The 20,110-nt window shown below is 48.6% G+C and carries 19 protein-coding genes; 18 read left to right on the top strand and 1 reads right to left on the bottom strand.

Annotated elements, in window-relative coordinates; all coding sequences use genetic code 11:
* Positions 1-18 precede the first annotated feature (18 nt).
* From rlmN to spoVM, 6 genes are all read left to right on the top strand, one after another.
* Positions 19-1,065, top strand: a complete 1,047-nt coding sequence (gene rlmN, locus BN6628_RS09405) for a dual-specificity RNA methyltransferase RlmN (protein WP_068616774.1) — start codon at positions 19-21, stop codon at positions 1,063-1,065.
* Positions 1,066-1,071: 6 nt separating this feature from the next.
* The gene (locus BN6628_RS09410) at positions 1,072-1,848 is read left to right on the top strand and encodes a Stp1/IreP family PP2C-type Ser/Thr phosphatase (RefSeq protein WP_068616776.1); all 777 of its coding nucleotides are present in this window, start codon (positions 1,072-1,074) and stop codon (positions 1,846-1,848) included.
* Positions 1,845-4,043 carry a Stk1 family PASTA domain-containing Ser/Thr kinase gene (gene pknB, locus BN6628_RS09415; RefSeq protein WP_068616778.1) on the top strand — a complete coding sequence of 733 codons (2,199 nt, stop codon included), beginning with the start codon at positions 1,845-1,847 and terminating at the stop codon, positions 4,041-4,043. The genes BN6628_RS09410 and pknB overlap by 4 nt, the downstream gene beginning before the upstream one ends.
* Before the next feature lie 44 nt (positions 4,044-4,087).
* Complete coding sequence (rsgA, locus tag BN6628_RS09420; RefSeq protein WP_068616780.1) at positions 4,088-4,990, top strand: ribosome small subunit-dependent GTPase A; 903 nt, start codon at positions 4,088-4,090, stop codon at positions 4,988-4,990.
* A gap of 4 nt (positions 4,991-4,994) precedes the next feature.
* Positions 4,995-5,654 (top strand): ribulose-phosphate 3-epimerase, encoded by a 660-nt coding sequence (rpe, locus tag BN6628_RS09425; protein ID WP_068616782.1) that lies wholly within the window; start codon positions 4,995-4,997, stop codon positions 5,652-5,654.
* 176 nt (positions 5,655-5,830) lie between these two features.
* Positions 5,831-5,911 (top strand): stage V sporulation protein SpoVM, encoded by an 81-nt coding sequence (spoVM, locus tag BN6628_RS09430; RefSeq protein WP_036621610.1) that lies wholly within the window; start codon positions 5,831-5,833, stop codon positions 5,909-5,911.
* 67 nt (positions 5,912-5,978) lie between these two features.
* On the opposite strand, the gene rpmB is transcribed toward spoVM, so the two are convergent.
* Positions 5,979-6,167 carry a 50S ribosomal protein L28 gene (gene rpmB / locus BN6628_RS25595; protein WP_082926854.1) on the bottom strand — a complete coding sequence of 63 codons (189 nt, stop codon included), beginning with the start codon at positions 6,165-6,167 and terminating at the stop codon, positions 5,979-5,981.
* Between the two features lie 192 nt (positions 6,168-6,359).
* Here rpmB and BN6628_RS09435 point away from each other — a divergent pair, with 192 nt between their 5' ends.
* The 12 genes from BN6628_RS09435 to BN6628_RS09480 all read left to right on the top strand — a co-directional run bounded on the left by BN6628_RS09435 (position 6,360) and on the right by BN6628_RS09480 (position 20,026).
* A complete protein-coding gene (locus BN6628_RS09435) occupies positions 6,360-6,719 on the top strand; it encodes an Asp23/Gls24 family envelope stress response protein (RefSeq protein ID WP_068616783.1) in 360 nt (119 codons plus the stop codon).
* 15 nt (positions 6,720-6,734) lie between these two features.
* Positions 6,735-8,516: a DAK2 domain-containing protein gene (locus BN6628_RS09440; protein WP_068616785.1), complete on the top strand. Its 1,782-nt coding sequence runs from the start codon at positions 6,735-6,737 to the stop codon at positions 8,514-8,516.
* A 39-nt stretch (positions 8,517-8,555) separates the two neighbouring features.
* Positions 8,556-9,422 carry a DegV family protein gene (locus BN6628_RS09445; RefSeq protein WP_068616787.1) on the top strand — a complete coding sequence of 289 codons (867 nt, stop codon included), beginning with the start codon at positions 8,556-8,558 and terminating at the stop codon, positions 9,420-9,422.
* Between the two features lie 16 nt (positions 9,423-9,438).
* The gene (gene recG, locus BN6628_RS09450; protein ID WP_068616789.1) at positions 9,439-11,484 is read left to right on the top strand and encodes an ATP-dependent DNA helicase RecG; all 2,046 of its coding nucleotides are present in this window, start codon (positions 9,439-9,441) and stop codon (positions 11,482-11,484) included.
* A gap of 790 nt (positions 11,485-12,274) precedes the next feature.
* Positions 12,275-12,469, top strand: coding sequence for a hypothetical protein (locus tag BN6628_RS26100; protein ID WP_148449274.1), 195 nt, complete (start codon positions 12,275-12,277; stop codon positions 12,467-12,469).
* Between the two features lie 192 nt (positions 12,470-12,661).
* Positions 12,662-14,557, top strand: coding sequence for an AIPR family protein (locus tag BN6628_RS09455; protein ID WP_068616791.1), 1,896 nt, complete (start codon positions 12,662-12,664; stop codon positions 14,555-14,557).
* Positions 14,558-15,513: 956 nt separating this feature from the next.
* Positions 15,514-15,801: a stage VI sporulation protein F gene (locus BN6628_RS09460; RefSeq protein ID WP_068616793.1), complete on the top strand. Its 288-nt coding sequence runs from the start codon at positions 15,514-15,516 to the stop codon at positions 15,799-15,801.
* 462 nt (positions 15,802-16,263) lie between these two features.
* A complete protein-coding gene (locus BN6628_RS26105; protein ID WP_148449275.1) occupies positions 16,264-16,443 on the top strand; it encodes a hypothetical protein in 180 nt (59 codons plus the stop codon).
* Between the two features lie 387 nt (positions 16,444-16,830).
* Positions 16,831-17,430, top strand: a complete 600-nt coding sequence (locus BN6628_RS09465) for a TetR/AcrR family transcriptional regulator (RefSeq protein ID WP_068616796.1) — start codon at positions 16,831-16,833, stop codon at positions 17,428-17,430.
* Complete coding sequence (gene map / locus BN6628_RS09470; protein ID WP_068616799.1) at positions 17,427-18,173, top strand: type I methionyl aminopeptidase; 747 nt, start codon at positions 17,427-17,429, stop codon at positions 18,171-18,173. The genes BN6628_RS09465 and map overlap by 4 nt, the downstream gene beginning before the upstream one ends.
* 213 nt (positions 18,174-18,386) lie before the next feature.
* Positions 18,387-18,764 carry a YhjD family protein gene (locus tag BN6628_RS09475; protein ID WP_068616801.1) on the top strand — a complete coding sequence of 126 codons (378 nt, stop codon included), beginning with the start codon at positions 18,387-18,389 and terminating at the stop codon, positions 18,762-18,764.
* Positions 18,765-18,784: 20 nt separating this feature from the next.
* Complete coding sequence (locus tag BN6628_RS09480; protein WP_068622138.1) at positions 18,785-20,026, top strand: DNA polymerase IV; 1,242 nt, start codon at positions 18,785-18,787, stop codon at positions 20,024-20,026.
* Positions 20,027-20,110: the final 84 nt, after the last annotated feature.

The following is a 20,110-nucleotide window of genomic DNA, read 5'->3' on the forward strand; positions in this document are numbered from 1 at the left end:
AAGAACAGGTGTGTGATCATGAAGCCTTTTATATATGATTTTACGTTGGAGGAGCTGCAGGAATGGGCAGTTTCCCAAGGGGAACCCGCTTTCCGCGGCGGGCAGATTTTTGATTGGATTTATGTGAAGCGGGTTAATTCTTTTGACGAGATGACCAATCTATCCAAGGCGCTTCGCCAGAAATTGAATGAGCAGTTCCAGTTCGTGGCCCTGAAGGAGATTACGAAATTTGAGTCCAAGGACGGAACGGTCAAGTTCCTGTTCGGCCTGCATGATGACCATGCCATTGAAACGGTGATCATGAAGCACAACTACGGGAACAGCATCTGTGTAACGACCCAGGTAGGCTGCCGGGTAGGCTGTACGTTCTGCGCATCCACCTTGGGTGGGCTGAAGCGGGACCTGACCGCTGGAGAGATTGTCGCCCAAGTTGTGCGGGCCCAGCAGATCCTTGATGAACGAGGCGAGCGTGTGAGCAGCATTGTCATCATGGGAACGGGCGAACCGTTTGAGAACTATGAGGCTACCATGAAATTTTTGCGGTTGATGATCCATGAGAAGGGCTTGAATATTGGACAACGGCATATTACTGTATCAACAAGTGGTATTGTGCCGAACATCTACCGGTTTGCGGACGAGAATACCCAGATTAATCTGGCCATTTCGATTCATGCACCGAATGATGCGCTTCGTTCGAAGCTGATGCCGGTGAACCGCCGGTTTCCTTTTGACGATGTGATGGAGTCACTAAGATATTATCAGGCGAAGACGGGCCGCAGAATTACATTTGAATATGCGCTCATCGGCGGGGTTAACGACCAGCCGGAGCATGCGGAGGAACTGGCAAATGTATTGAAAAACATGCTCTGCCACGTGAATCTGATCCCGGTGAACTATGTGCCTGAACGTAAGTACACCCGGACTTCGAGAAATGACATTTTTCAATTCCAACGCATATTGGCGGACAAAGGGGTTAATGTTACGATCCGCCGTGAGCAAGGCCACGATATTGCGGCAGCCTGCGGACAACTGCGGGCGAAGCATATGGAGTCTGGTGCGAGGTGAGGTCATTTGATTAAAACGGTATGTGTCAGTGATGTGGGACATGTTCGTTCCGTAAATGAAGATTCATATTGGGTGGAGAGCCTGGAACAAGGCTTCACTCTGGGGATTGTGGCTGATGGCATGGGCGGACACAAGGCGGGAGATACCGCCAGCCGCTTGGCTGTAGAGACCATTTCGGCCGATCTGAAGAAGCTGCCAAGAGCCACTTCCACAGAGCTTCGCCGTGAGGCTATGAGAAAGGCGATTCTCCATGCCAATGAGGTGGTGTTTCGCACTGCTTCTGAAAGTGTCGAATATCACAATATGGGCACCACCGTGGAAGCGATCCTGCTTGACCGGCGTGAAGGGATTATCGGTCACATTGGTGACAGCCGTGCCTATTTGTTCCGCCAAGGGGGAATCACCCAGCTGACGGAGGACCATACCTTGGTCAACGAGCTTGTGAAAAGCCGGCAGATCAGCGAAGAAGAAGCTTCTCATCATCCCCGCCGAAACGTAATCACCCGGGCACTGGGAACGGATGCCCAGGTGGAGGTAGATCTGATTCATGTTGCGCTGAAGGAAGGGGATATTCTGCTCCTCTGCAGCGATGGACTCAGCAGCTATGTATCTAAGCATCAAATGGCCCAAACGGTCGGATTGTCTGAGGTGTCCTTGAAGGACCGGGCCGACCACCTTCTTCAGCTTGCTCTTGATGCGGGCGGGGAAGATAATATCACTGTAGCTCTCATAGAAATTTCCGAGGGTACAGCGGGGTCTAGTGTAAAGGAGTGGACAACATGATCGGACATGAATTGGGCGGTCGTTATCAGATTATTGAGCGGATCGGCGGAGGCGGAATGGCGCTGGTATACAAGGCGCAGGACATTCTGCTCGGACGCAATGTGGCTATCAAAGTGCTGCGTCAGCAATTTGTGCACGATGAGGAATTTATCCGCCGCTTCCGGCGGGAGGCGCAATCTGCCGCATCTTTGTCACATCCGAATGTGGTAAGTATTTATGATGTCGGTCAGGAAGACGAAATCCATTATATTGTCATGGAATATATTGAAGGCCAGAATTTAAATGAGATTATAAAAGAACGCGCCCCGCTCCAGGTGGACGAGGCCGTTCGGATTGCAACACAAATTTGTGACGCGCTGGATCATGCTCATCATAACCAAATCATTCATCGGGATATAAAGCCTCATAATATACTCATTGGACGGAACGGACGGGTAAAGGTAACCGACTTCGGTATTGCCCGTGCGGTATCATCTACAACAATTACCCAGACGGGCTCGGTTGTAGGTTCCGTGCACTACTTCTCACCAGAACATGCCAAAGGTGTGGTTACAGGTGAGAAATCGGATCTGTATTCCCTGGGGATCGTGCTGTACGAAATGCTTACCTCCAAGCTTCCATTCTTGGGGGAGAGCCCGATCAGTGTGGCTCTGAAGCATCTTCAGGAGAGCTTTGAGGAACCGCGGCTCGTTAACCCGCTTATTCCTCAGAGTGTTGAGAATATCATATTGAAGTCAATGCGCAAAAATCCAAACGAACGCTATCAGTCCGCCAAGGAGATGCTGCGTGATTTGGAGACGTGTCTGCTGCCTGAGCGGCGGCTGGAATCCAAGATTGTGTTTGATGATGCCGACGACGCGGATAAGACCCGGGTAATTCCAGCGATCAAACCACCGGTGCAGCGGCCTGCTGCGGGGAGAACGTCCCGTGTGGATGATCCTGATGAAGGCTCAAAGCCGCAGGCGGCCAAATCTAAGAACCCCAAGAAAGCCTGGGTCAAACCTACGCTGTGGATCGGAATTACGCTGCTTGTCATCTTATTCATGCTTGGAGTGGCTTGGTATGTCAATCAGAGCTTGAATGTTCCTAATGTGAAAGTGCCGAAGCTGATCGGTCTTCAGGAAGACGCGGCCAGAGCGGAGCTCACCAAGGCAGGGCTTAAGGTGCAGGATCCCATCACCAGAGCCTACAAAGAAGGTGTAGCTGCAGGTGTTGTGTATGAACAGGGAAGGCCGGAAGGCGCTGAGGTCAAGAAGGATACGCCTATAACGCTGACAGTAAGCGTGGAGAAACCGCTGAAGAAGCTTCCAGATCTCAGTGGACAATCGTATGAAGATGCTAAGAAGAAGCTGATGGATGACTTCCAGATGGATGGTAGTCAGATTACCCGGAAGGATGATTACAGTGATGCTGATCCTGGCAAGGTGACAGGTCAGAATCCTGCTGCCGGCTCGGACTTTGATCCGGCGAAGGACACGGTTGAGCTTACAGTCAGCAAAGGCCCGCAAATGGTGACGATGCCGGATCTCACGAACCTGACCCAGAGTCAGGCGGAGGCCAAGTTGAAGGAGCTCGGCTTGAAGCTGGCCAAGGATGGCATCACCCAGGAGTCCAGCTACTCGGTGGACGAAGGGAAGGTATTTAAACAGCATCCTTACGGGGCTGGAGAACAGGTTCCTCCGGGTACAGAGTTTACCCTTGTAGTCAGCTCCGGATATCCGCCTGAAGCGGTAACGTACACCTATAATGTGCCTATTGCCCCTAAGACGGAAGGCAAGAAGAGCAAGATCCGGCTGGTGTATACCGATGCCCGGGGAGATAACAAGGAAGCGACAACAAGAACGATTAACACCGTTCAGACAATACCGGTAAATCTTGTTCTGTCTCCGACCAAAAATGGAGCGATTCTAATATACCGGGACGGTGAATATCTGGATACGCTGCCTGTCTCTTATATTGATGCCAAACAGGGCACAGTTCCGGTTCCAAGCGTACCGGTTGGACAGGAGCAGGTCGAGCAGACTCCGCCACCGGACGACAACAACTCCGGTGATAATGGAACTGCCGGAGACTCTGCAGCGATTAATGGCGGTTACCAGGAGGTAACCGACCGTTTCGCTTCGGGTCAAGCCTCCTCTAAGGAAGTCTTGAAAGCCCAGAAAGAGAAGGAAAAAGCCGAGAAGAAGCGCAAATAGGATCATGAATAAGGCAGAAAAACAAGGAAGCGAGGCCTGCGTACATGCCTGAAGGCTTAATTGTTAAGGCGCTAAGTGGATATTATTATGTGAAGCCGGCTGGGGCTGGATCAGGCGAGACTATTCAATGCCGCGGCCGGGGAGTGTTTAAGAAGAAAGGGATAACCCCCTTGGTAGGGGACCGGGTCATTTACGAGCCTACAGAGAATGGGGAAGGGACAGTAACGGAGATTCTCCCCCGGGAGACGGAGCTCATTCGTCCTCCGGTGGCGAATGCCAGTCTGGCCGTTCTCCTCTTCTCTCTTCGTGAGCCTGATATGAACCTGCAGCTGTTGGACAAGTTCCTTGTTCATATTGAGAATGAAGGACTTGATACGCTGATTTGCTTGACGAAGCAGGATCTGCTGACAGATGAAGACGAGGCAGATGAGCTGACGAAGCTGGTCTCAGAGCTCTACAGCTCCATCGGGTACGAGGTGATCATCACCAGCTCCCGGACAGGTGCGGGTACGGATCAGGTGCTCAGCCGGTTGGCTGGAGGAATTAGTGTGTTCTCGGGTCAGTCAGGAGTGGGCAAGTCTTCCCTGCTCAATGCGATGCTGCCGGGATTAAGTCTGGAGACCAGCGCAATCAGCCTGCGCCTAGGACGCGGCAAGCATACGACCCGGCATGTGGAGCTGATTGAGCTCGGCAATGGCGGTTACGTTGCTGACACACCGGGCTTTAGCCAGCTGGATTTTCTGGAGCTTGGGGTGGAGAGATTATCCGAATGCTTCCGGGAGTTTGTTCCTTATGCGGCGGAATGTAAGTTCCGGGGCTGCAGCCACCTGCACGAGCCTGGCTGTAAGGTGCTCCAGGCGGTTGAAGAGAAACGGATTGCCTCCAGCAGATATGAGCATTACGTTCAATTCTATGAGGAAATGAAAGATAAGAAACGGAGGTACTAACGAAATGATCAACATTGCACCGTCTATTTTATCTGCGGATTTTGCCAAATTGGGTGAAGAAATCGCCGATGTGGAGCAAGGAGGAGCAGGCTGGCTTCACATCGATGTTATGGATGGGCGCTTTGTGCCTAATATCACGATGGGCCCCCTTGTGGTTGAGGCCATCAAGCCTCACACCCAGCTCGTTCTGGATGTTCACTTGATGATTGAGAACCCAGAGAATTACATACCTGCTTTTGCTAAAGCGGGAGCTGACTATATCACCGTGCATGCGGAGGCCTGTGTCCATTTGCACCGGGTTATCCATCTGATCAAGGAGCATGGTGTGAAGGCAGGAGTTGCGATTAATCCTGGGACTCCGGCTTCGGTGCTGTCTGAGGTGCTGGAAGACCTGGATCTCGTTCTTGTGATGACCGTAAATCCTGGATTTGGAGGTCAATCCTTCATTCCCGCTGCGGTCCGCAAGATCCGTGAGCTAAGCGAGATGAAGGAGCAGCGCGGCCGATCGGACCTTCTGATTGAGGTGGACGGCGGAATTACGTCTCAGACGGCTCCGCTTGTTGCCCGGGCAGGAGCGGAAATCCTTGTTGCGGGCAGCGCTGTTTTTGGCCGTAAGGATCGTAAGGAAGCTATAGCTGAGATTATGAACAGTGTGCGTGCATAGGTGAAAATGGGGACAGCCCTGCGTCTGCTTTGATGGAATAGGGCGCGCGTGGGGCGCATACAATGGGTTACATGAGCTAAGGTTCTCATGTAACCTTTTTTTGTGAGAAGAGCACACAAGGTGCGGGATGGAATCATAGAATAAAGCAAGCATGAGAAGTATGGGGAGGGTGAATGATGAAGTTCTACACATTTAAGTTGCCTAAATTTCTTGGAGGTTTTGTGAAGGCCGTTCTGAATACATTTCACAAGAACTGAAAAAGGGCATTAAAAAAGCACCTCTTCTTGAAAAAAGGTGCTTTTTGTCTATATGCCTATTCAGAAATTACACACGTGTAACTTTACCGGATTTCAAAGCGCGAGTGCTGACATAAACGCGTTTTGGCTTACCGTTCACAAGGATGCGAACCTTTTGTACGTTAACACCCCAAGTACGACGGTTACGGTTGTTAGCGTGGGATACATGGTTACCAGTGCTAGGCTTTTTGCCTGTTACATAACATTTGCGAGACATGAATTACACCTCCTTGTTCCAATACACCTGCTTAAAACAATACTCCAATATCATATCACAGCAAAAAAAGCTTCGTCAACCGGCTAGCTAACTTTATTTGTCCAGCCAGAGCCTTCTTTTATTTATTTCTCCCTCTTCTTATAGTACAATGTTGATTAGTCCATAATATTTTTAAGGGAGGAGTGAAGGATAGTGGCTATTGAACTGAATACCGAATATGGACAAATTGATATCTCGGATGAAGCGGTAGCGGTAATTGCCGGATCAGCCGCCATGGAATGTTATGGACTCGTGGGGATGGCAAGCCGAAAGCAATTTAAAGACGGTATTGCAGAGCTGCTCGGGCGGGAGAATCTGACCCGGGGAGTAGAAGTGAAACCCGATAACAATAGAATTATTATTAATTTATATATTATAGTTGTTTATGGAATCAAGATATCCGAGGTTGCCCATAACATTCAACAGCGTGTTAAATATGTATTGAACGATATTGTTGGACTTCAAGTAGATGAAGTGAACATTGTGGTACAGGGCGTACGTGTATCAAGCTAGGAAGGGGATTTCTCATTGAGTAAGCGTTCTCTAAATGGAACAGATTTTACAGCTATGGTATTGGCCGGAGCAGATCAGCTTCAGCAACATGCGGAACATGTTAATTCCCTTAATGTATTTCCGGTTCCGGATGGGGATACCGGCACGAATATGAATCTTACAATGACCGCAGGAGTCAGCGAGCTGACAAAAAGCGGCAGCGGCGGGGTAGGCAGCCAGGCAGGGGTTCTGGCCAAAGGTCTGCTGATGGGCGCACGCGGTAATTCGGGAGTTATTCTATCTCAGTTATTCCGCGGTTTCAGCCGCTATGCGGCTTCTTATGAAGAGCTGAATACCGTTCAGTTCGCTCAAGCTTTGCAGAGCGGTGTGGATACGGCGTACAAGGCGGTAGTCAAACCGGTTGAAGGCACCATCCTTACTGTAGCCAAGGAAGCTGCCAAGCATGCGGTATATTTTGCACGTCGTACGTCTGATATACCCGAGCTGATGACCGAGGTTCTTGCCAAAGCAAAAGAGGCACTTGCCCATACTCCTGAACAGCTTCCGGTGCTGAAGCAGGTCGGTGTTGTGGATTCCGGTGGTCAAGGCCTGGTGTATATCTATCAAGGTTTTTATGATTATCTGTCAAATCAAATTGCAAATGCTCCATCTGCTGCGGTGGGCACTCAGGGACAAGCCGGATTCAGATCGGCTCCAGCAGTCTCATACACTGCAGCCAAGCCGGCAGCGCAGGCGCCGGTGTCTGCCCAAGCCCGTCTGGAGACGGATGACATTGAGTTCCTGTATGACATGGAATTCTTCATTAACCGCCAGTTGGGTGATGCCAAGGGCACCGCTTTTGATGAGAATCAGTTCCGTCAAGCACTTGCTGTGAACGGGGATTCCATTATTGTGATTGCTGATGATGAAGTGATCAAGGTGCACGTTCACTCGAAAGCTCCGGGTGAAGTTCTTAATTTGGCTCTCCGGTATGGAGAGATTACCCAAATTCATATTCTGAATATGCGGGAACAGCACCGTGATCTGCTGTCGGCAGGGATGGATGCTGCACCTGCACCTGAGCTGTTCGCAGATATTCCGGCGGAAAAGGCAAGGGTAGCCGAGCCTGCTATTCTGCCAGCTGACGAGCTCGCAGCTTATGGTTTTATTGCTGTGGCTTCAGGACAGGGCATCTCCGATATTTTCACAAGCCTCGGTGTGGACGTAGTTCTGTCCGGGGGACAGACGATGAATCCGAGTACAGAGGACTTCGTAAACGCGATTAACTCGATTTCGGCGCAGCATGTATTTGTGCTGCCAAACAACTCGAACATTGTGCTTGCCGCGCAGCAGGCCCGTGATCTGCTTGAGGGAGAACGAAGCGTGACGGTTATTCCGAGCAAGAGCATTCCTCAAGGCATTGCTGCCGCTTTTGCCTTCCAAGAGGAGGAAAGCGTTCAGATCAACACGGACAGTATGCTGGCTGCGGTAGGTCATGTGAAGACGGGACAGGTCACTTATGCGGTTCGCGATACCCACTTTGATGACCTGGAGATCAAGGCCGGGCATTATATCGGGATTGAAGACTCCAAGATTGTGGCCACAGAAGAAGCTCTTCTTCAGACTTGTGAGTCGTTGCTTGAGAAGATGCTCATTAGCGGTGATGAGATCGTCACGATCCTTACGGGCGAAGAGGCAAGCAGCGACGATACCCTGCTGCTGTCCAACTGGCTGAAGGAGAAATACCCTGACGCCGAAGTGGAGATCCATGAGGGCGGACAGCCTATTTATTACTATTTATTCTCTGTAGAATCCTAATTGGGGAAGGTTCAGAGGACGGGGACGGAGGCAGTATCGATGAATCATATTATTATTGTTACCGACAGTACGGCGGATATTCCGCAGATGACGGTTTCAGAGTACGGCATTCATGTTATTCCGATGACGGTGAACTTTAAAGATAAATCTTTCGTGGAAGGCGTGGATATTACTCCGGCTGAATTCTACGACAGGCTGACCAAGTCACCGGAGCTCCCGACCACTTCCCAAACATCTCCTACCCAATATGTAAATGTGTATCAGAGCTTGCTGGAACAGCATCCCGGAGCTTCTATTATATCTATTCATATCTCCTCCGGGATGAGCGGGACTTATCAGTCCGCACTGCTGGCCAAGTCCATGATGGAGGAAGATGGGACTGCGGCGGATATCACCATCATTGATTCCCGCTGCGCTTCTTACGGGTTCGGGCTTCAGGTAGTTGCCGCCGCAAGAATGGCTTCCCGTGGTGCATCCGTTCAGGAGATAGTGGATGAGGTTGAACGTCTGCGGCAGGTCCGCAGGCTCTATTTCCTGGTGGATACACTGGAGTACCTGCAGAAGGGTGGACGTATTCGCAGAGGAGCTGCTCTGATTGGCACAGTGCTTAATGTGAAGCCCATCCTTTCTGTGGATGAGGAAGGCGTTATCTATCCGGTTGACAAGGCGCGGGGCCGCAAAAAAGCGGTGCTGCGGATTGTGGAACTGTTCCAGAAGGACTTTGGAGATCACAAAGATCTGAATATTGCCGTATGTGACGGGGTTAACCCGGAAACGGCGGAAGACGTCGTGCAGGAGATGTCCAAACATTTCAATCTGCATGAAGTGGTTCGGACTGACATTGGTGCAGTAGTAGGGACTCACGTGGGTCCCGGAATTGTTGCGGTGTTCGTCTGGCCGGCATAAAGTGAGGGATTAATTGATGGATATCCAAAAGATATCCGTGAGACAGGTCAGCGGCGTGAGTGCTCTCAAAGAGGGAGAGCTTCACGCCTTTGGCGTCTTTACGGTACAGGATTTACTTGAATACTATCCGTTTCGTTATGAGGATTACCGGCTCCGGTCGCTGAGTGAAGTCAAGGACGGCGAGAAGGTGACGGTGCAGGCGAAGGTGATGGGTTTGCCGGTTCTACAGCGTTACGGCAAAAAATCCAGGTTGACGTGCAAGGTGATGGCGGATGAGTGGATGTTCACCGCCACGTGGTTCAACCGCCATTTTCTCAAAGACCAGCTCACCCCTGGCCGTGAGGTTACCTTAACGGGGAAATGGGATCTCCGCCGTGCTCAAATGACGGTATCGGAATCGGAATTTCCCGACAAGGGGGTCATTCGCAGTGGAAGCCTGCAGCCGGTCTATTCTGTAGGCGGCAATATTACTCAGGCTTGGATGCGCAAAACTGTCGGACAAGCACTGACCCAGTTCGGGGAAATGATCCCGGAGATTCTGCCGGAGGAGCTTGTCCGCAAGTATGATCTGATGCCGAGAAAACAGGCCATTCTGCGCATCCATCAGCCGTTGGACAGCGAGGAAGGGCAGAGAGCCCGAAGCCGGATGGTGTATGAGGAGCTGTTTCTGTTCCAGCTTAAGCTGCAGGCCTACCGGGCTATGAATCATGAGCGGATGGACGGGGTGGTACATACGGTGGATAATGCCACCGTAAGGGAGTTCGTCCGCAGCCTTCCGTTTGAGCTGACCGATGCCCAGAAGAAGGTGGAGCTTGAAATCCTGAAGGATATGCGCTCCCCCTTCTGTATGAACCGGCTGCTTCAGGGCGATGTAGGTTCAGGGAAGACGGTCATTGCGGCGATTGCCCTGTACGCTGCCGTGAAGTCGGGCTGTCAGGGGGCGTTCATGGTGCCGACGGAAATTCTGGCGGAGCAGCATGTGCGGTCACTGGTGAAGCTGTTTGAGCCCTTTGGCGTTACCGTCGGGCTGCTTACCGGGAGCGTGAACGGAAGGAAACGTAAAGATCTGCTGGCATCACTGCAAATGGGCTTAACCGATGTGGTGGTTGGAACTCACGCACTCATTCAGGAGGACGTTTATTTCCGCAAACTCAGCCTTGTCGTAACCGATGAGCAGCACCGGTTTGGTGTGAACCAGCGCAGCATTCTGCGGCGCAAGGGCTTTAATCCGGACGTGCTGACGATGACGGCCACGCCGATTCCCCGCACCTTGGCGATCACGGCCTTCGGCGACATGGATGTCTCCACCTTGTCTGAACGGCCTAAAGGAAGAAAGCCGATTTCTACCTATTGGGTGAAGCATGACAAAATGGACCGGGTGCTTGGCTTCATCTCCCGCGAGATCGGTCAAGGCCGGCAGGCTTATCTGATCTGCCCGCTCATCGAGGAATCCGAGAAGCTCGATGTGCAGAATGCCATCGACCTGTATGTCTCGATGTCCCAGGCGTTCCCGGACTTCAAGGTGGGTCTCTTGCACGGCCGGATGACGGCGGCCGAGAAGGAAGAAGTGATGCGCGAGTTCTATGCGAATGAAGTGCAGCTTCTTGTCTCGACGACGGTGGTCGAGGTCGGCGTGGACGTGCCAAACGCGACGCTGATGATTGTGATGGACGCCGACCGGTTCGGCTTGTCCCAGCTGCATCAGCTTCGCGGCCGGGTTGGCCGGGGGGAGCACGCCTCGTATTGCGTGCTCATCGCCGATCCGAAGTCGGAGGTCGGTCAGGAGCGCATGAAGGTCATGACAGAGACGGACGACGGCTTCGAGGTTGCCCGCCGGGACCTGGAGCTTCGCGGTCCCGGGGACTTCTTCGGCACGAAGCAGAGCGGCGTGCCGGAGTTCCGAATCGCGGACATGGTCAGCGATTTCGCGGTGCTGGAGGCGGCGAGGGAGGATGCCGCCCATCTGGTGGGCGAGGAGGCGTTCTGGACCTCGCCCGCTTACGGCCCGCTGCGGCACTATCTGCAGCGGGAGCAGATTCTGCAGGGCGAGTTAATTGATTAACGGAAAGAGATGCCCCAAACTAACATGGCCTGACGGCCACTACGATGAATGAAAATGTCTTGGCCTGCTAATTTGTATGTTCCATAATGGAACTGCAGGTTGCAGGCCGAGACTTTTTTGGAGGATAACACTCTGAGTCCCAAACTGGCCGACCGTATCCCACGAGTACCGCCAATTGTTGCCACGAAGCACGTGTATAAAAATTCTTTTCCCTGTGGATACATGACCTACAACTTAACTATTACGGGAGTGATCTTTGGGATGGAAGCGATTTTGGAAAGGTGTGTTGGACTTGATCTACATCAGGAGACCCTAGTTTCTTTTGTTCCATATGGTAATTTGGATTATAAACCTAAGCAGGAAATTCGTGATTTTTCTGCAACAACAAGGGATTGCTCGTACTCAATGATTGGTTTACATTAATCATGGCTAATGCGAGATGGACCAAAACATACCCGGTCGGAAAACCGGACGCAGCATGGATTGCCCAATTACTTCGCTCGGGACTCCCTACTCCTAGTTTAGTACCTCCATTGGTTATTCGGAATATGAGGAATTTGACGCGTTACCATTGAAAGCTACTTAGTTTTGAGAAGAATGGAATTCACAAGATATTACAAGATGCTATTTAAAGCTTTTACTTACATTAGCGATATTTATGGCGTAACGGGCCGTGCTTTACTGGAATACGCATTAATGTGAAGTTTTAGACGCGGATGAGATCAAGGAAAAAGTAAAAACTTCACTAAAGCGCAAAGTTCCTGAACTTTTGGAGGCTATAGATGGGCGTTTGAAAAAATATCATCGGATGATTTTGGAGCTACATATCGAGTACTTATCATTCGTTGAAAAGCAATTGAAGAAAGTAGAACTTGAAATTGATCGATTGCTGGAGCCTTATTCGGCGTCCATTGAGCTTTGGGTCACCATTCCTAGTATCCAGAAAAATGCGGTGACGGTCGTCTTAGTAGAGATTCGGGAATGATAGGTCTTGTTTTAGAGGCGATGCCGCAAATTGCAGCTTGGGCAAGCTTAAGCCCGATACTGTTTAAGTCTATACTAATTCACTGATTTTAGTTAAAATTTTCGAAATAAAGAAGGGATTATTTTGGATATGGAGAATATATTTCGATATTAGATATATATTCTCTTTGAGAAGGAATAGGAGAAGTGTCCCTTGTTAATTAAACATTTTTATGAATTAATCAATTCTGAACTTCAAAATGAGATAGATATCAGTGACGATCCCATTTACAAAAAATACAAAAAAGAAGATCAGAAAAAAAGTTATGCTTTTTTAGTATGGTTTTTAAAGTTTTATGGCCAAACCATGTATGTTAAAGAATATATAACAGATGGAGAAGGGGATTCTTCATGTGATATTATTTTTAATAAAAAGGATTCTTTTGGCAAGGAAACATTCTATGTTGTTCAGTCGAAATGGAATAATAAAAGAAATAGTGAAGATATGTTTAAATCGCAAGAATTAAAATATTCAATTAATGACTTTGAAACAATGCTACGTGGACACAGAAAAAGTACTACTAATGTTAAATTTAATGAAAAATACAAATCTCTTCTTGAACATCTTGGTAATAATGGTAGTGTAAAATTTATCTTTCTATCTCTTTGTCAGAGCAATCCTAGTTGTGACGACAATATCCACAGCTTCAGAAAAGAGTACGGTCCAAACATAGATTTAGAGATAGTAGACATACAAAAAATAAGGAAAGATTATATAGAACGTAAGTATAAAGGCTTAGCTTCCCCTTTATTACTTGAAACTAATTACAATCCGGAGGAGAGTATTATTACTCTTCCAATTGAGCGTTTTGGGGAAAAAGCTGACAGGGATTTTATTGATTTTCAAGGTGGTGGAGATGGCAGGAGGTCATACATATTTATTTTAAAACCAAAAACAATTTACGAATTATTTGAAAAATTCAAATTAAGTTTGTTTTATAAAAATGTTCGTAATCCTTTAATAACATCAAGCTATAATAAGGTAATTAAAGAAACTCTTGAAAAGAGACCAGGTGCCTTTTGGTATTTCAATAACGGAATAACAGCAATCACAAAATTGGTTCCTGATGTTGGAGTTGGAGCTAAAAATGTAGAACTAGTAGGGTTACAAATAATTAATGGAGCACAGACTGTTTACTCAATATATCTTGCTTATAAAGAAGCAACGCCTTTACAAAAAGAAGTTATGGATGCCGATGCTCGCATTACTATGCGATTGATTCGTTCAAGTGATGAAAGGTTCAATTTAGAAATTACTAGGTTTACCAATTCACAGAATGCTGTTAAATCCTACGATTTTATGTCAAACGATGAAATACAAATTAAAATACAGAATGAATCTTTTAATACCTCCTTTTGGTATCAGAGGAGAAGAGGAGAATTTAAAAGGGACATAATTCCAAGCGAGGTTAACGTTGTAACCAACACAACATTTGTTATAGCGTACATTGCATTTTATCTTCAAAATCCTTATATGGCTCTTGAAAAAAGAGATAAATTATTTGTCTCTCGCTTAGAGGATGGTGAGGGTCTATATGAGGAGGTTTTTAACGATTCCACTAAGTTCGATGATATGCTTGCAGCATATCACGTTTATAAACTTGTTACTTATGGCTTTAAATCAGAAAATGAAGAAATTGAGAAAAAGACAGGATTATTAAAAGCCAAAACGTCTTTAACTATTTTGGTTGTCTCTATGACTAAAGTACTATTGAAACAGTATTTACAAAATAAGTATGGTGAAGAATCCGAAGTGAACATATCTTTGTATATCAACAAAGCTTTTAATATAGATGAGCCTGATATGGATAAAATTAACTTAATTGGACGTATTTCGAGCATTTGTCATGAACACATTCAAGATAAAGATACTTATTATATTTTTGAGCGGATTCTAGAATCTAATGATTATTATATTATTCTTTCAAATCAGCTAAAAGAAAAGGGCTTAACGGCTGAAATAATGGATTTTATTGAAGGTAGGACTGTCTATAATGAAGAGTTAGGTGATGAGGTAGCAGTAGCTACTGAGTCAAAGAATGTTAATTAGGATTATCTTATTAATTCTCGGGGTTCTTTAAGTAACTAGTCTCTAACGGTCTGTCGACGATTGCTGCGTCGTACAGGTTAAACTTTCGAGATTTTCAGGCTATAGCGTGAAATAAAACGATTTGTTGGGCATTATCATTGGGCAGTAACCTTGCGGGACATGCTCTTGATAATGCTTTTCCTTTACAGCTTCTTGATATGCTTGAGATGTATAGGCGCTTCCCATATCACTATGGTGTAGGCTTTCCTGGTAGAGAAGGCAGCTGACAGCGTACATAGTACAACCCGGTGTTTTTTCAAATATCTGTATACCACGGTCTCCTCGTTAAACAAGTTCAAGATGTTTGACGTAATAACGTTTTACCGCCAAACGACAAATACGTAATGTCTGTTACGAGTTATTGCATAGGGCATCGGTCTAGAAATTGCCCCTTGAGCAAGTGTTCTGTTGATGTAAGCTGGTGCCCTGTAGGTTTGCGTTTCTTAACTCCTATACAACATTGCGGCCACTCGCGCTGAAATAATCTGCTGCGTTTCTAGTTAATCTCATGTCTACCCGAAAGCAGTGCCGTGATTTTTTGGTATCCATAACCCCATAACTATTCATGCTGCTTACAAAGTGCGCGAATCTTCTGTCGCCTGATCCTTGTACTTTTTTGGCAGATTTAATTGTTGTTTCAATAATCGATGCCTATCTAATATATATTCGGGCCTATAATTGTAGCTGTATTGTCTACCGAAAGGCTGCTCCAAACGACGGTTTCATTGACCACTATGATACCAGCTGTTGCCAACGTCAAAACATCTCCAAGATTGTCTCCATATATTAAGACATGTTATGTATTCCTTTGAAGGTCTCACGCTATGGGTCAGTTTCTTTTAATAGCTAATTTTTTTGCACTAGAAGACTGCCTGCCGTCATATATTAGATCAGGAGCACGGGAGGTGAGATGGGGCTTGAATTATCAGCAGTACGGCATCAACCCGCAGCTGGTGGAGCGGGTTAAGCTGAAGATGAAGAATAAAGCGGTCAAGGACCGCATAAAGAAGCTGACGGAGAACCTCACGAAGGCCGACTTACAGGACCCGGCCAAGGTGCATAGGCTTGTGAAGTCCTCAGCGGTGATTCTGAACGAGAAGCTGACCGCGGCGCAGGAGCACCAGATGGTGCAGTTCGTGATCATCCAGAAAATCGATCCTAAGAATACGTTTCATTTGATCAAGCTGTGGGGGATGTTCCGGTAACAGCCGACCCATCCCTAGTGCGAAAAGCTGTCACTGGTGACCTGCCGTGTGCAGCTTTTTTGCTTTTTTCAGAGAGATCTTCCGTTCGCTTTAAAGTAGCTTAAAGTAGCTGCCAGACGGTACTCCATTCTTGGCCGGCAAGGAGTCCATGCAAAAGAAGTTCATTAAAGTTGCTTCCAGGATGATACTCTGTTTTTAGCTGGCAAGGAGCCATGCAGGGGAAGGCTTTATGTACATCCAACGCGCTGCTTGAAGAAACGCAAACAGATCATCATCTCCAGTGACCGTCCAGTCTGTCGGGTGACATCAACCTAGTGGGCTCCGGGCTATGTTTATAATGTTAGACCTTCAGCCTGTTGATTCGCTGTGAATAGCCACCATCAATTCCTGCAACAATAGAGGATGTATTACTCTTGATGTGTATCCCACGTCTTGCATCTTACGTTTTTTAAGGAGGAATTCATGATGAGCCCAATTCAGCCGGACAAGAATCTGATGAACACGGTAAAAGATCTCGAAACAACCCCTGTCACCAGCCAGCAGGCCCAGCAGTTCCAACAGAAGCGGAATGACCGCAGGAAAGAGGCCCTGCACACGGACAACGAGAAGTTTCATAAGACCGAACATAACACTTACAAGTAAAAAAATTACAAGTTAAAAAGCGGCATATGGCCGACCAGCCATCCAAGCATGCCCCGGGCCACGCATCCGTGCGCACAGGGAGCATTGCGCACGATGTAGGTATATCCGGGAGCATTCCGGATCAGGGATTCGGGCTCAGGCAAGAGATTTTTTTGCCCAAGTTCCTGTTATGTTTCTGCAGGTGATCAAGCGACTCCATTTTTAAGCAAGCCAGTGCTCTGTAGCACAGGGCTTGCTTTGTTATATTTCCCCTTTTCGTAAGCCGAACCTTTGCTTCCTTCCCTTTATGCAAAAAAATGGCCGAACAACATGTTGCTTTTTTCAACAGAAAGGAGTAGTTTTATATTGACATGTTTGTAGGTCAAAAAATAAAAGGGGAGATGCGTTATGACACCCCGCACGAAAGCGCAGAATGAGGAAATTCGTGTCCGCCGTATGGCGCAGATTATGAAAGCCGCCGCCAATTCCTATGTGCTCAAAGGCATTAATATGGAAATGCGCGATGTGGCGGCCATGGCCGATCTGGGGTATGGCACGGTATATCATTATTACAAGAACAAATATGATCTACTGGCTGATTTGCTCAGACAAGGACTGAATGAAGCGGCTGAGCTTGCCGGGCGGTATCTGAGCGGGAAAGACCCGTCGATCAATGACTACTGCACGACCCTGCTGCGAAGGTGGGGCAAGGATCGGACTTTATTCGTTCTCTATAAGCTCGGATGCGAGCAGTTTAGGGAACTTCCGGCTCCAGTTGCTGGGGAACTGGCTGAGGGCTTTAGACAGGTGGTTATTAAATCGATAGCCGGAACCCTGAAACCGGGAACCGAAGCTAAACGGCAGGAGCAGCTAGCTGCTTTGATGATCGCCGGTCTGGTCGGGTGTGCCGGACTGTTGGTGTATGGGACTTCGGATGAGATGAACGAGGAAGATATTGTGAAGCTGCTGTTGGCGGGCTTCAAGACGAGAGGGGCAGATGAACTGTGATTGTATTGAAATCCAAGCAAGAGATTGAGGCTATGCGTAGAGCTAGCCAAATTGTGGCTGACTGCCACCGGGAGATTGCCAAGGTGATTGCCCCTGGAATAACAACTGCGGAGATTAATGATATGGTTGCCAAGCATATTATTAAGCTGGGAGGCAAGCAGTTTACAAAAGGATACAATGGTTTTCCGGCAGAGACCTGTGCTTCCATCAATGATGTTGTTGCTCATGGCTTCCCAGGGCCTACGCCGCTGAAGGAAGGCGATATCGCGAAGATTGATATCGTGGTAGAGTGTGACGGCTGGTTTGGAGATTCGGCTTGGTGTTATGAGGTCGGAGAGGTCAGTGAAGCTGCCCGGAAGCTGATGCGGGTTACGCGTGAATGTATGTACCTGGGCATTGAACAAGCTGTCCCGGGTAACCGGCTGGGGGATGTGGTGTCTGCCATTCAGAAGCATGCGGAGAGCAACGGCTTCTCGGTGGTCCGGGACCTGCTGGGGCATGGCATTGGCCGTTCCCTGCATGAAGAGCCTAATTACGAGCATGTTGGTGTAGCTGGGAAAGGCATCCGTCTGAAGGAGGGCATGGTCTTCACCGTGGAGCCGATGATCAACGAAGGAACGTACCGGATCACCATCGATGAGGATGGCTGGACGGCCCGGACCGCGGACGGCAAGCTGTCTGCCCAATATGAGCACACGATTGCGGTTACCGCAGACGGGCCGCTAATTCTTACAGAACAATAAGGTCCGTCCAATATAGTCTATTCAAGGATGAAAGCCCAATAATAACCTGTTGTCACGGGGAATATTTGTTCGTATTATGAATATAATAAGAACAAACGTTCCTGTCGGTGGTGAATAGGTGATGAATGAATGTACGTGCAGCAGTCCGGCGGATGATAAACGGATTAAAGATGCGGATGAGCATACGGCTTTAGGTGAAGGAAGTTCTGCCTTATGAAGCCGGTTCCTTACAGAACGGAGGAAGAGGCCGATTGGGTGAAGGAATATGTTCTGCTGCCGCTGATTCTCGATTTGATGGAGAGGGATTTGAGGCTGATCTCCTCAGACGCCAGCCCCTTCAAGCTGCCTGAGCTGTATACGGATGTGCTGCGCAAATTGCAGGCGCGGATCACCCGCGAGCTGGCCCAGATCCGGCAGCAGATGCGTCAGCATGGCATTAAGGTGTATGAGCAGCATCGCACCCGGGCTGGGCTTGAGGCAAAGTACTTATGCCGGGGGTATCAATATGAGTTCTCCATGCTGTGGGGCTTTGCCAAAGCAGAGATCGACAGGCGCGTAATCTTCTACCTGGAAGAGGTGGCGTTTAAGTGAAAGCAGCAGAACGGGTCATTATGCTGGGAGACTGTCAGTCGTTCTATGCGAGTGTGGAGAAAGCCGAGCATGATGCTTATAAGGACCGCCCTTTGGTTGTCGCCGGGGACCCGGCCCGCAGATCGGGCATTATTCTGGCGGCCTGTCCTCTTGCCAAGGGCTATGGAATAACTACGGCCGAGCGGCTTGGGGAGGCGCTTAGGAAGTGTCCTGATGTGGTTGTAGTGAAGCCAAGAATGCAGCGGTATATTGATATTTCCCTTAAAATTACTAAAATTTACGAGCAGTATACCGATCTGGTTGAGGTCTTCTCCATTGACGAGCAGTTCCTGGATGTGACGGGAAGTCTTCGGATTTTTGGGGACCCTTATACGATGGCTTGGTCAATTCAGCAGAAAGTGCTTAAGGAAACCGGAGTCCGGGTGCGCTTTGGAATCAGCTCGAATAAGACGCTGGCCAAGGCGGCCACGGATATCTGGGCGAAGAAAAATAAAGACGGCATTTACGTTCTAAATAAGGCAGAGCTGGCCAAGACGCTGTGGGAGCAACCGGTGGACAAAATGTTCGGGGTAGGCTCCCGGATGCGAAACCATTTTCTGAGCCTCGGGATGTATACGATCGGGGATGTGGCCAGAACGCCGCTGCCCCGGCTTAAGGAGAAGTTCCGGGCACGGTTTGGCAAACAGAGCGATATCCATGCTGAGGTGATGTGGAGAACAGCCAACGGCATAGACGACTCTCCAGTGACACCGGCTACGTTCAACACACCTCCCAAGTCTATCGGCCATATGATGACCCTTCCGCAGGATTATACTCAGGAAGAGCATATTAACACGGTGCTGCTGGAAATTACAGAGGAGGTATGCCGGGATTCCCGACGGAAGGGATATATGGGCCAGGTGGTGTCGGTGAACTGCATGTGCAGCCCTTATGATGACCCGACGGGGTTCTCGCGTCAGATGAAAATTTCCGATCCGACAAATGATACGAATACGGTATTCCGGGCAGTGAAAGCCCTGTTCTACAAGCACTGGGATCACATGCCGGTCCGTCAGGTCGGGGTAACTCTCAGTCAGCTTGTCAGCGATGAAGAATATCAGCTGAGCCTCTTTGAGGATCTGGAGAGAGTCCAGGCTCTGAACAGAGCCACGGACTCCATCAAGGACAAGTACGGCAGCGCGGCTATTGTTAGAGCCGCATCTTTAACCTCATCAGGCCAGGCACTGGAGAGGTCGCGAAAAATTGGAGGACATTATAAATAACATGCTTAAGTCAAAATATATGATCCTATTGGTTTGAGCTGTTTAATTAAGAACAGGTGGCGAATTCGCTGTCTGTTCTTTGGT

The sequence above is a fragment of the Paenibacillus tuaregi genome (assembly GCF_900086655.1).
In the GTDB taxonomy this organism is placed as follows: domain Bacteria; phylum Bacillota; class Bacilli; order Paenibacillales; family Paenibacillaceae; genus Fontibacillus; species Fontibacillus tuaregi.

Excerpts from the sequence above, each read along its gene's own strand:
- rlmN (WP_068616774.1), top strand. The coding sequence starts at position 19 with ATGAAGCCTTTTATATATGATTTTACGTTGGAGGAGCTGCAGGAATGG.
- pknB (WP_068616778.1), top strand. The coding sequence starts at position 1,845 with ATGATCGGACATGAATTGGGCGGTCGTTATCAGATTATTGAGCGGATC.
- rsgA (WP_068616780.1), top strand. The coding sequence starts at position 4,088 with ATGCCTGAAGGCTTAATTGTTAAGGCGCTAAGTGGATATTATTATGTG.
- rpe (WP_068616782.1), top strand. The coding sequence starts at position 4,995 with ATGATCAACATTGCACCGTCTATTTTATCTGCGGATTTTGCCAAATTG.
- spoVM (WP_036621610.1), top strand. The coding sequence starts at position 5,831 with ATGAAGTTCTACACATTTAAGTTGCCTAAATTTCTTGGAGGTTTTGTG.
- rpmB (WP_082926854.1), bottom strand. The coding sequence starts at position 6,167 with ATGTCTCGCAAATGTTATGTAACAGGCAAAAAGCCTAGCACTGGTAAC.
- BN6628_RS09445 (WP_068616787.1), top strand. The coding sequence starts at position 8,556 with ATGAATCATATTATTATTGTTACCGACAGTACGGCGGATATTCCGCAG.
- recG (WP_068616789.1), top strand. The coding sequence starts at position 9,439 with ATGGATATCCAAAAGATATCCGTGAGACAGGTCAGCGGCGTGAGTGCT.
- BN6628_RS26105 (WP_148449275.1), top strand. The coding sequence starts at position 16,264 with ATGATGAGCCCAATTCAGCCGGACAAGAATCTGATGAACACGGTAAAA.
- BN6628_RS09465 (WP_068616796.1), top strand. The coding sequence starts at position 16,831 with ATGACACCCCGCACGAAAGCGCAGAATGAGGAAATTCGTGTCCGCCGT.
- BN6628_RS09475 (WP_068616801.1), top strand. The coding sequence starts at position 18,387 with ATGAAGCCGGTTCCTTACAGAACGGAGGAAGAGGCCGATTGGGTGAAG.
- BN6628_RS09480 (WP_068622138.1), top strand. The coding sequence starts at position 18,785 with ATGCTGGGAGACTGTCAGTCGTTCTATGCGAGTGTGGAGAAAGCCGAG.